This is a genomic window from Burkholderia sp. AU45251 (assembly GCF_030482905.1).
GTDB classification, from domain to species: domain Bacteria; phylum Pseudomonadota; class Gammaproteobacteria; order Burkholderiales; family Burkholderiaceae; genus Burkholderia; species Burkholderia aenigmatica.
In genome coordinates, this window is the sequence record NZ_JAUJQH010000013.1 from 93,211 (window position 1) to 105,427 (window position 12,217).

At 67.7% G+C, this 12,217-nt stretch carries 6 protein-coding genes; 1 reads left to right on the top strand and 5 read right to left on the bottom strand.

What is annotated here, in order from left to right; all coding sequences use genetic code 11:
* Positions 1-3: 3 nt before the first annotated feature.
* The 3 genes from putA to hemE form a co-directional block, all read right to left on the bottom strand.
* Positions 4-3,936: a trifunctional transcriptional regulator/proline dehydrogenase/L-glutamate gamma-semialdehyde dehydrogenase gene (gene putA, locus QZM67_RS23905; RefSeq protein WP_301807057.1), complete on the bottom strand. Its 3,933-nt coding sequence runs from the start codon at positions 3,934-3,936 to the stop codon at positions 4-6.
* 383 nt (positions 3,937-4,319) lie between these two features.
* Complete coding sequence (locus tag QZM67_RS23910) at positions 4,320-6,581, bottom strand: primosomal protein N' (protein ID WP_301807059.1); 2,262 nt, start codon at positions 6,579-6,581, stop codon at positions 4,320-4,322.
* 454 nt (positions 6,582-7,035) lie between these two features.
* Entirely contained in the window at positions 7,036-8,130 is a 1,095-nt protein-coding gene (gene hemE, locus QZM67_RS23915; RefSeq protein WP_301807061.1) for a uroporphyrinogen decarboxylase, read from the bottom strand.
* 149 nt (positions 8,131-8,279) lie between these two features.
* Here hemE and QZM67_RS23920 point away from each other — a divergent pair, with 149 nt between their 5' ends.
* Positions 8,280-9,080: a transporter substrate-binding domain-containing protein gene (locus tag QZM67_RS23920; protein ID WP_175023461.1), complete on the top strand. Its 801-nt coding sequence runs from the start codon at positions 8,280-8,282 to the stop codon at positions 9,078-9,080.
* Between the two features lie 722 nt (positions 9,081-9,802).
* Here QZM67_RS23920 and QZM67_RS23925 read toward each other — a convergent pair.
* Together QZM67_RS23925 and QZM67_RS23930 are read right to left on the bottom strand one after the other, a co-directional pair.
* Positions 9,803-11,530 carry an AMP-binding protein gene (locus QZM67_RS23925; RefSeq protein ID WP_301807063.1) on the bottom strand — a complete coding sequence of 576 codons (1,728 nt, stop codon included), beginning with the start codon at positions 11,528-11,530 and terminating at the stop codon, positions 9,803-9,805.
* A gap of 258 nt (positions 11,531-11,788) precedes the next feature.
* On the bottom strand, positions 11,789-12,214 hold the full coding sequence (locus QZM67_RS23930) for a F0F1 ATP synthase subunit epsilon (RefSeq protein WP_006477288.1): 426 nt from the start codon (positions 12,212-12,214) through the stop codon (positions 11,789-11,791).
* Between the last annotated feature and the right edge of the window lie 3 nt (positions 12,215-12,217).

Below are 12,217 nucleotides of genomic sequence, written 5' to 3' on the forward strand. Positions count from 1 at the left end.
TGATCAGCCGATCGTCATCAAATTCGCATTGCCGCCCGCCGCCGCCGTGTTCACGCTCACCGAGCGCTCCGTCAGCAGCCGTTCCAGCGCGTAATCTTCCGCGTCGCCGTTCTCGAACGCGCCCACCGACACGCCCTGCACCGACACGATCGGGCCCGGCCGCTGCGCGACGTCCTTCACGAGCGTCTGCAGTTCGTCGCTGTCGCCTTCGAACAGCACCGCGTCGAACGGCGCGTCGGCCTGCTTGCGCACGGTTGCATGCGCCTTCAGCGACGCCGGCAGCGCGGCGACCAGCGCCTCGCCGGCCGCGCCCGCGAACAGCGCGCGGTTACCGGTCGCCAGCACCGCCGCGAACTGCGCGCGCGCACCGCCCGGCGTTGCCGCAACGCACAACACCGTGCCGCGCGGGCCGAGTGTATACGTGTTTCGCTCGCCCGTCGGGCCGCTCAGCACCGCGGTCGCACCGGCCGGCACCTGGGCCAGATAGCCGTCGCAACGCGCGGCCAGCGCCGGCTCGCGCTGCTCGATCAGCCAGTCGCGCAGCGTGGTCAGCGCCGCCGCCGGGTTGCCCCGCGCATCGCCTTCCACCGCACCGTCCGCCACCAGCGACTGCGCGAGCGAACGCGGCAGGCCCGACGGACGCGTCGCGAGCAGACGCTGCAGGTACAGCGCGCCGCCGGCCTTCGGGCCCGTGCCCGACAGCCCTTCGCCGCCGAACGGCTGCACGCCGACCACTGCGCCGATCACGTTGCGGTTCACGTAGATGTTGCCCACGTGCGCATTCGAGATCACGTGCGCGATCGTCTCGTCGATCCGCGTGTGGATGCCGAGCGTCAGGCCGTAGCCGGTCGCGCGGATCTGCTCCAGCAGCTTGTCGAGCTGGCTGCGGCGGTAACGCACCACGTGCAGCACGGGGCCGAACACCTCGCGCTTCAGCTCGTCGATGCTGCCGATCTCGATCAGCGTCGGCGGCACGAACGTGCCGTGCGCGCAGGCCTCGGGCGCCGGCAGCTGCGTGACGCCGTGACCCTTGTCCTTCATCGCCGCGACGTGCGTGTCGATCGTCTGCTTCGCTTCGCCGTCGATCACCGGGCCGACGTCCGTCGACAGCCGGTCGGGGTTGCCGAGCGCCAGCTCGTGCATCGCGCCCTTCAGCATCGTCAGCGTGCGGTCCGCAACATCGTCCTGCAGACACAGAACGCGCAACGCCGAACACCGTTGACCGGCCGAGTCGAACGACGACTGCATCACGTCCGCGACGACCTGCTCCGCGAGCGCCGACGAGTCGACGATCATCGCGTTCTGACCGCCCGTTTCCGCGATCAGCGGGATCGGCTTGCCGTCCGGGTCGAGGCGCGCGGACAGCGTCTTGTTGATCAGGCGCGCGACTTCGGTCGAGCCGGTGAACATCACCGCGCGGGTGCGCGGATCGGCCACCAGCGCTGCGCCGACGGTCTCGCCGGTACCCGGCAGCAGTTGCACCGCACCGGCCGGCACGCCGGCCTCGCGCAGCAGGCGCACGGCCTGCGCGGCGATCAGCGGCGTCTGTTCGGCCGGCTTCGCGAGCACCGTGTTGCCGGCCGCGAGTGCCGCGGCGACCTGGCCCATGAAGATCGCGAGCGGGAAGTTCCACGGGCTGATACAGACCACGGGACCGAGCGGACGGTGCGTGTCGTTCGAGAATTCGTCGCGGATCTGCGCGGCGTAGTAGCGCAGGAAGTCGACCGCTTCGCGGATCTCGGCGATCGCGTTCGGCAGCGATTTGCCGGCTTCGCGCACGATCAGGCCCATCAGCGTGTGCATCTGCGCTTCGAGCAGGTCGGCCGCGCGCACCAGGCAATCGGCGCGTGCATCGACCGGCGTCGCCTGCCAGATCGGCGCGGCGGCCACCGCGTGCGCGAGCGCCGCGCTCACGTGTTCGGCCGTCGCTTCGCTGACCGTGCCGACCAGGTCGCGCTGGTCGGCCGGGTTGCGCACGTCGCGGGCCGGCGCGTCGGCGACCGTGTCGTCGTCGAGCATCGGCGCCGCGCGCCACGGGAAGTGCGCGCTCGCCAGCAGTGCGGACGACAGCGATGCCAGGCGATGTTCGTTCGACAGGTCGAGGCCCATCGAGTTGGGCCGCTCGTCGCCGTACAGGTGGCGCGGCAGCGGGATCTTCGCGTGCGGCGCGCCGAGCGGCACGACCTTCATCGCTTCGTCGGCCGGATCGGCGACCAGCTCCTTCACCGACACGGTCTTGTCCGCGATGCGGTTCACGAACGACGTGTTCGCGCCGTTCTCGAGCAGGCGGCGCACCAGGTACGCGAGCAGCGTCTCGTGCGTGCCGACCGGCGCGTACACGCGGCACGGGCGGTTCAGCTTGTCGCGGCCGGTAACTTCCTCGTACAGCGGCTCGCCCATCCCGTGCAGACACTGGAATTCGTACTGGCCCGGGTAGTAGTTCTGGCCCGCGAGCTGGTAGATCGCGGCCAGCGTGTACGCGTTGTGCGTCGCGAACTGCGGGTACACGGCGTCCGGCGCCGCGAGCAGCTTCTTCGCGCACGCAAGGTACGACACGTCGGTGTAGATCTTGCGCGTATAGACCGGATAGCCTTCGAGGCCGTCGACCTGCGCACGCTTGATCTCGGTATCCCAGTACGCGCCCTTCACGAGGCGGATCATCAGGCGGTGACGGCTGCGGCGCGCGAGATCGATCAGGTAGTCGATCACGAACGGGCAGCGCTTCTGGTAGCCCTGCACGACGAAGCCGATGCCGTTCCAGCCCGCGAGTTCCGGGTCGAAGCACAGTGCTTCCAGCAGGTCGAGCGACAGCTCGAGGCGGTCGGCCTCTTCCGCGTCGATGTTCAGGCCGATGTCATAGCGGCGCGCGAGCAGCGCAAGCGCACGCACGCGCGGCAGCAGCTCGCTCATCGTGCGGTCCTGCTGCGAGCGCGAGTAGCGCGCGTGCAGCGCCGACAGCTTGATCGAGATGCCCGGGCCTTCGTAGATGCCGCGGCCGCCGGCCGCCTTGCCGATCGCGTGGATCGCCTGTTCGTACGACGCGTAGTAGCGCTGTGCGTCCTCTTCGGTCGTCGCCGCTTCGCCGAGCATGTCGTACGAGTAGCGGAAGCCGCGCGCTTCGTACTTGCGGCTGTTCGCGAGCGCTTCGGAAATCGTCTCGCCGGTGACGAACTGCTCGCCCATCAGGCGCATCGCCATGTCGACACCCTTGCGGATCAGCGGCTCGCCGCCGCGGCCGATCAGGCGCGTCAGCGCCGACGACAGCCCCGCTTCGCTGTTGGTCGTCACCAGCTTGCCGGTGATCATCAACCCCCAGGTCGCCGCGTTCACGAACAGCGACGGCGCGTGACCGACGTGCGAACGCCAGTCGCCCTTGCTGATCTTGTCGCGGATCAGCGCATCGCGCGTCGCGCGATCGGGAATGCGCAGCAGCGCTTCGGCGAGACACATCAGCGCGACGCCTTCCTGGCTCGACAGCGAGAACTCGTGGATCAGCCCTTCGACGCCGCCGCCCGAGCTCTTCTCGCGCAGCGCCTCGACGAGCTTCGTCGCGAGCGCCTGCACGTCCGCCTGCAGGTTCGCGGGCAGGCGCGCCTGGCCGAGCAGGAACGGCACGCATTCCGGCTCGGGGCGGCGGTACGCGGCCGTGATCGCCGCGCGCAGCACCGATTGCGGCTGCACGTTCTGCGCGAACTCGAGGAACGGATGCGGCGAGTTGTCGTCGTCGCCGTCCGTGGACTGACCGTCGGCGAGCTCCGTCACGCCGCTGTGGCCCGACAGCTCGGGCGGCAACTGGCCGTGCTCGATCCGCTCGAGGTACGCGAAGATCGCCTGCTTGATCAGCCAGTGGGGAGTGCGCTCGAGACGCGCGGCGGCGTCCTTGAGGCGCGAGCGGAGAAGGTCGTCGACTTTGACGCCGAGAGTCGTGCTTGCCATGGTGGGTTCGTGCGCCGGTGCGAGCCCGGCAATGTGGTGTGAGAGGATGCGCGAAATCCTACGGCACGCAATAAAAAGGTGCAACCAAATTGCAAGATAGGTTGCACCCTCAAGTTAGTCAATATAATCAGCCACTTATGCGGTTGCAACCTAGGGGTTGCCCGTGGTCGGTGGATCGGTGTTTTCCCTGAGCGGGCCGGTTTGACATGCGTGCGCAACCTTCCGCGGGCGTGACGGCGGACGAAAACGGGTTGCACTGAGTGTGATGGCGGACGTGGCGTCCGGGTGCGGCCGTGCGGCAAAAGACGGTTCGGAGGCGCCCGGCGCGGCGGCCCGGGCTTCAACGCAGCGCCACGCGGCACGATGGCCGCATGGCGCGCCGCTCAGATATCCAGCGGATCGACTTCGACGCTCCACCGCAGCACACCCTTCAGCGCGCGCAACTCCGGTTGCCACGCGCGCAGCGCATGCTGCAGCGCCGCCCGCGACGCGCTTTCGAGCAGCAACTGCGCGCGATGGACGTTCGCGACCTTGACGATCGTCATCGGCACCGCGTCGTACACGGTCACGCGATCGGCGCCCGGCAGCCCCGGCAACGCGGCTGCGGCCTGCAGCAGGAACGCGAGCGCCGCGTCGAGCGTGCGCCCTTCGGCGCGCAGCAGCGCCTGGTAGACGAACGGCGGCAGGTGCGCGTCGCGGCGCTCGCCGAGCGTCGAATTCGCGAAGCCGACGTAATCCTGCCGCCCGAGCGCGTGGTACAGCGCATGACGCGGGTAACGCGTCTGCACGAGCACCTCGCCAGGCAGCCCGGCGCGCCCCGCGCGGCCGCTCACCTGCATCAGCTGCGCGAACAGCCGTTCGCTCGCGCGGAAGTCATGCGAGAACAGCGCGGTATCGGCATTGAGCACGCCGACGAGCGACACGCGCTGGAAGTCGTGCCCCTTCGCAATCATCTGCGTGCCGACGAGGATATCGACCTCGCCCGCATGCACGTCGGAAAAGAGCGCCTGCGCGCTGCCCTTGCGGCGCGTGCTGTCCGCGTCGATCCGCAGCACGCGCGCGCCCGGCACCGCCTCGGCGAGCGCCTCCTCGATGCGTTGCGTGCCGCGCCCGAGCGGCGCGATGTCGACGTTCCCGCACTCGGGGCACGATCGCGGAATGCGCGACTCCCAGCCGCAGTGATGGCAACGCAGCGCGTGCTCGGGCTTGTGCAGCACGACGTACGCGCTGCAGCGCGGGCAACCCGCGACCCAGCCGCACGCGTCGCAGGCGAGCTGCGGTGCGTAGCCGCGCCGGTTCAGGAACACGAGGCTCTGTTCGCCGCGTTCGAGCCGCGCCTTCAGCGCCGCGACGAGCGGCCCCGACAGCCCGCCCATCGACGCGCGCCCGCGCCGCCGCTCCTCTTCGAGATCGATCAGCCGTACGGTCGGCAACGTCGCGTCGGCCACTGCGCGGCGCGACAACGTGAGCCGCGTGTAGCGGCCCTGCTCGGCCTGCCACCAGCTTTCGAGCGACGGCGTCGCCGAGCCGAGTACGACCGTGATGCCGAGCTGCTTCGCGCGCCACACGGCGAGATCGCGGGCCGAGTAGCGCAGCCCTTCCTGCTGCTTGTAGGCGGGCTCGTGCTCCTCGTCGACGACGACCAGCGCGAGCGTCGGCATCGACGCGAGCACCGCGAGGCGCGTGCCGAGCACGATCCGCGCGCGGCCCGTATGCGCGGCGAGCCAATTGCGCGCACGCTCGCCCTCGGCGAGCCCGCTGTGCAGCGTGACGATCGCGTCGTCGGCGAGCGCACCCGCGAAGCGCGCGCGAAACGCGGCCTCGAACTGCGGTGTCAGGTTGATTTCGGGCACGAGCACGAGCGCCTGCGCGTCCGGCCGTGCGTCGAGCAGCGACGCGAGCGCATGCAGATAGACCTCGGTCTTGCCGCTGCCCGTCACGCCGTGCAGCAGGAACGGCGCGAAGCCCTGCGCAGCGCGGATCGCGTCGAGCGCCTCGGCCTGCTGGTCCGTGAGCGCCGGGGGCACAGTTCGTCCACCGGCTGCCAACAGGTTATCCACAGCTTTGGGCACAGGCGCATCGGCCCAGCCGATCTCCTCGACGTCGACCCAGCCGCGCGCCGCCCAGTCGTCGAGCGTCGCGGCCGCCTTCGGATGCAGCGCGCGCGCATCGGGCAGCGCCAGCGAACCGGTATCGACCAGCGCCTGCGCGAGCCGCCGCAGCGCGGCACCGCGCGCGGGCAACGCATCGGGCAGCGCCGCGCGGCCGGCTTCCGTCGGCCGGTAGCGCACCTCGGGCGCGAGCAGGCGCCCCCAGCGCCCGGCATCGCGCAGCGCCTGCGGCAGCGCCGGCAACGCGACCTCGCCACGCCCGCGCTGGTAGTAATCAGCGGCGAACGACACGAGCGCGAGCCAGTCCGGGGACAACGGCGGCAGATCGGTGCAGATCGCGTCGACCGCCCGTATCCGGGACGGCGGCACGTCGGTGTGAGTCGTCACTTCGCAGACGAGCCCGACGGCCTGGCGCTTGCCGAACGGCACTTGCACGAGCGTGCCGGGCACGGGCGCCGGCTGCGCATCACAGCGGTAGTCGAACAGGGTGGCGAGCGGATGGTCGAGCGCGACGCGCAAATAGGTGCCGCTCATGACAGCGCTCCGGCGACGGCACGCACCGCATGGCCATGGACGGCCAGTATCCGCGCCCGCATCGAGGCGACGGACTTAAAGTAAAACTTCAGATTCGGCGCTAAGTTTTGGATTCGCATTAGGAATCGCCGTATACCCTGCCCAGCCTGTGGATAACTTTGTTGAGAACTCGCCATTCACGGGCCGCAACGCACGCGGGGCCGCGCTTTCCGCTGATTTTCCGCGCTTGTCGCGGTGCCCCGCAGAGCCTTATTCCATAAGGCTGCTATTCAAATTACCGAACCATAGCGAGACAAATTGACCGATACAGGGCTCTACCGCGCTGCAACGTGGAAAATGTGTATAAGTCAAGTCTTGACAAGCACTGAATCGGCAACCGGTGCGGGGTTGCGCCCTGTTTAGCGCCGACAGCGAAACGCTGTCACCCCGCAGTGCAGCATGACAGCGCTTGCGTTCAGCCGGCGGCTCCGCTACGAATCGCGCGGCTGTGGCTGTGCACTTCGTCGACGAGTTCGGCGACGTGATCGGGCGACGTGAATTGCGAAATGCCGTGCCCGAGGTTGAATACGTGGCCCGGATGGTTGCCGTAGCTGTCGAGCACCGCGCGCGCCTGCTCGCGTACCGCGGCGGGCGGCGCAAACAGGATCGTCGGGTCGAGGTTGCCTTGCAGCGCGACCTTGCCCGCAACACGCTCGCGCGCCTTGCCGAGGTTGACCGTCCAGTCGAGCCCGACCGCGTCGACGCCGGTCGCCGCGATCTCCTCGAGCCACAGCCCGCCGCCCTTCGTGAAGGTGATCACCGGCACGCGCTCGCCGTCGTGCTCGCGCTTGAGCTGCGAGACCACGCGGCGGATGTAGTCGAGCGAGAAGCGCTGGTACGCGCCGTCCGCCAGCGCGCCGCCCCACGTATCGAAGATCATCACGGCCTGGGCGCCCGCTTCGATCTGCGCGTTCAGGTACGCGGCCACCGCCTGCGCGTTCACGTCGAGGATCCGGTGCATCAGGTCGGGGCGCGAATACGCCATCGACTTCACCGTGCGGAAATCGTCCGACCCGCCGCCTTCGACCATGTAGCACGCGAGTGTCCACGGGCTGCCCGAAAAGCCGATCAGCGGCACGCGCTGGCGGCCCTGGCCGTCGGTGAGCGCGCGGCGAATCTCGCGCACGGCGCCCGTCACGTAGCCGAGCGTCTCTTCGATGTCCGGCACCGCGAGCTTCGCGACGTCGGCCTCGGTGCGCACCGGATGCGCGAACTTCGGCCCTTCGCCGACCTGGAAGTCGAGGCCGAGCCCCATTGCGTCCGGAATCGTCAGGATGTCCGAGAACAGGATCGCGGCGTCGAGCGGAAAGCGCTCGAGCGGCTGCAGCGTCACTTCGGTCGCGTAGTCGGGATTCTTCGCGAGACCGAGAAAGCTGCCGGCGCGCGCGCGCGTCGCGTTGTATTCGGGCAGGTAGCGGCCGGCCTGGCGCATCAGCCAGATCGGCGTGTAGTCGGTCGGCTCGCGCAGAAGCGCACGCAGGAAGGTGTCGTTGAGCAGGTTATGGGCCACGGTAGGAGCGACGATGCGAGGGCAAAGCGGCATTTTACCGGACAGTCGCCACAGGGCTGCGTATGCCGACGCGATGGCGGCCATATGACGCGCGCGATGGCTCCGTTATGATCGGACGCTCATATCGAACGAAACGAAGGAGGAGACCGATGAAGACATTCGCCACGCTCGCCGCGGCCGCGCTGCTGTGCTGCGCCGCCGCGCACGCGCAGACCGGCGCGGGCGGCGCCACCGCCGCACCGGGCGCCGGCTCGCGGCTCGACGACGTGCTCGCGCGCGGCACGCTGCGCGTGTGCACGACGGGCGACTACAAGCCGTATTCGTACTACCGTGCGGACGGCCACTTCGAGGGCATCGACATCGACATGGCCGAATCGCTCGCGAAATCGCTGGGCGTGAAGACCGACTACGTGAAGACGAGCTGGCCGAACCTGACCGGCGACTTCGTCGCGAAATGCGACATCGCGGTGGGCGGCGTCTCGACGACGCTCGAGCGCCAGAAGCGCGTGTTCTTCACGCAGCCGTACGTCGTGGACGGCAAGACGCCGATCGTGCGCTGCGCGGACGCCGGCAAATATCAGACCATCGCACAGATCGACCAGCCGGAAACGCGCGTGATCGTGAACCCGGGCGGCACCAACGAGCGTTTCGCGAAGCAGTATTTCACGCACGCAAACCTCACCGTCTATCCGGACAACGTAACGATCTTCAAACAGATCCTCGCGGGCAAGGCGGACGTGATGGTGACGGATGCGTCCGAGACGCTGCTGCAGCAAAAGCTGAATCCGGGCCTGTGCTCGGTGCATCCGGACAAGCCGTTCCAGTTCGGCGAGAAGGCGTACATGGTGCCGCGCGGCGACGTCGCGTTCCAGCAGTACGTCGATCAATGGCTGCATCTCGCGCTGTCGACCGGCGAATACCAGGCGATTTCGGACAAATGGCTGAAGTAAGCGGGTGCGCGTACCGCGGCCGATAGCGGGCACCGACCCTGCGGTTGCCGCCCGCGAAAGTCGCTGCACGGCGGCGGCCGAAGCGCCGCCGTTACACTTCGACGCGGCATGCCCGCGCCCGCAAAATCGGCCCGAAGCCACCAAATTGGCCGAACGGCCAACTTCCGCGCAGGCCAATCACGTTTCAAAATCTTTCTGACGAATGAATCGTCATGCGCGGTATCGGCCGAATCGCGCATTTTCTCGCGTACAAATCGGCAGTTCGTCGAGCCTGATACGCATGAAAAACGCATCGTGCGCATGCGCTGAAAACGCTGCGGAAAATATGGGTAAAAATGACCTTTTTCGGGCCCTCAAAAACAGCAAAAAATCCCGGAAAGCCTTATCTGGCGGGCGTTACAACCTGAAACACTTTGTTACCGCGAGGGGTCATTAATTCGCCCACAATGGCCTCAACGGTTTCAACACGGATGCGGTCTCGTGTGCCAAGTGTGAGCGGACGCGAAGCGCTGCGAGCCAGTCGGTCACGTACCGAAGCCCTTCCCAGGGGCATCCCTGTTGGAGTCGTTTCCGGCCCCCCGCCGGATCCGGTTTCATCTTTGGTCTCCTCGCGCTAACCCCGTAGCGTGTGGTTTTTAGCGGGCTAATAAGCCCGCTTTTTTTCGTCCATCGAAAGCGCAACGGCCCGCAGGCCGCCGCGTTTTTCCTGCCTCCATGCCGCGCTACGCGGTCTTCTGCACGTTGAGCTTCAGCTCCTCGATCATCCGGTCGCGCATCACGAACTTCTGCACCTTGCCCGTCACCGTCATCGGCAGCTCGTCGACGAAGCGGATGTAGCGCGGGATCTTGTAATGCGCGATCTGCCCCTGGCAGAACGCACGCACGTCGTCCTCGGTCATCTGCTCGTCCGCGCGCAGCACGATCCACGCGCACAGCTCCTCGCCGTACTTCGCGTCGGGCACGCCGAACACCTGCGCGCTCTGAATCTTCGGATGCCGAAACAGGAATTCCTCGATCTCGCGCGGATAGACGTTCTCGCCGCCGCGGATCACCATGTCCTTCAGCCGGCCGACGATGTTGCAGTAGCCGTCCGCATCGAGCGTCGCGAGGTCGCCCGTATGCATCCAGCCATCCACCAGCACCTCGCGCGTCTTCGCGTCGTCGTCCCAGTAGCCGAGCATCACCGAATAGCCCTTCGTGCACAGCTCGCCCGTCGCGCCGACCGGCACGATGGCGCCGCTCGGATCGACGACCTTCACCTCCAGATGCGGCTGGATGCGCCCGACCGTCGTCGTGCGCTTCTCGAGCGGATCGTCGGTCGAGCTCTGGAACGACACGGGGCTCGTTTCCGTCATTCCGTACGCGATCGTGATTTCCGACAGGTGCATCTGCGACACGACGCGCTTCATCGTCTCGATCGGGCACGGCGAGCCGGCCATGATCCCGGTGCGCAGCGTCGACAGGTCGAACGTCGGGAACGACGGGTGATCGAGCTCGGCGATGAACATCGTCGGCACGCCATGCAGCGCGGTGCAGCGTTCGTCGGCCACCGCCGCGAGCGTCGCAACCGGGTCGAACGCTTCGCCGGGGAACACCATCGCCGCGCCCTTCGACACGCACGCGAGCACCGCGAGCACCATCCCGAAGCAGTGATACAGCGGCACCGGGATGCACAGCGTGTCCTGCTCGGTGAAACGCATCGCCGTCGCGATCGAGCGCCCGTTGTTGACGACGTTGCGATGCGTGAGCGTCGCGCCCTTCGGGCTGCCCGTCGTGCCGCTCGTGAACTGGATGTTGATCGGCTCGTTGGCCGTAAGCGTCGCGCCGATCGCATCGAGCAACGCGGGATCGACGGCCTGGCGGCCGCGCGCCATCAGGTCCGCGAAGCGGAACATGCCGGCCGGCGCGACGTCGCCCATCGACACGACCGTGCGCAGGCTCGGCACGCGCGCCGCATGCAGGTCGCCCGGCGTCGCGGTCGCAAGCTCCGGCGCGATGGTCTGCAGCATCTCGACGTACGCGGATGTCTTGAAGCGCTCGGCGGCGATCACGGCCTTGCAGCCAACCTTGTTCAGCGCGTATTCGAGCTCCGACAGCCGGTAGGCCGGATTGATGTTGACGAGCACCGCACCGATCCGCGCGGTCGCGAACTGCGTGAGCAGCCATTCGCTGCGGTTCGGCGACCAGATGCCGACGCGATCGCCCTTCACGATGCCGAGCGAGGCGAGGCCGGCCGCCAGCACGTCGACCTCGTTCGCGAACTCGCGCCAGGTCCAGCGCACCTGCTGCTCGCGGAACACGACGGCCGGACGATCGGGAAAGCGGCCGGCCGTGTCGAGCAGGAACCGGCCGATCGTCGCTTCCGAGAGCGGCACGTCGGACGTGCCGCGCACGTACGACAATCCGTTTTCGGGCGCGATCAGCGCGCCCACGCCAAGGTCTGCTGCCATGAATGTCTCCGTCCTTTTTGTCTGATCGAGGCCCGGCACGTGTGCCGCCGCTGCCCCTGCCGCCGGCACCGCACGCCCAGGCCATATCGCGGATGATGCCCAGCTTCGCTGACGATACTCTGACATCAAACCCCGGCGCGCGGATGAAATAGCACGACCGGACGGTATGATCCGGCCCGCAAAAAAAACAGACGAAAACGACGGACGAAAAAAAAGCAGCCCGAAGGCTGCTTTCTTTCGCGGGATACGCGGCGCGGCTCAGTGCCGGCTGCGAATCTTCGCCAGACGCTGGATCGCCTCGAGCTGCGCCATCGCGGTCGCGAGCTCGGACTGCGCCTTCGCGAGGTCGAGATCCGACTTCGCGTTCTGCAGCGTTTCCTCGGCACGCTTGCGTGCTTCCTCGGCTTTCGCCGCGTCGAGGTCCTTGCCGCGGATCGCGGTATCGGCGAGCACCGTCACCGCACCCGGCTGCACTTCGAGAATGCCGCCCGCGACGAACACGAATTCGTCGTTGCCGCCCTCGACTTCGATGCGCACCGCACCCGGACGAATCCGCGTGATCAGCGGCGTGTGACCCGGCAGAATGCCCAGCTCACCCGTTTCGCCCGGCAGCGCGACGAATTTCGCCTCGCCCGAGAAGATCTGCTCTTCCGCGCTGACGACGTCTACTTTGATGGTTGCCATATG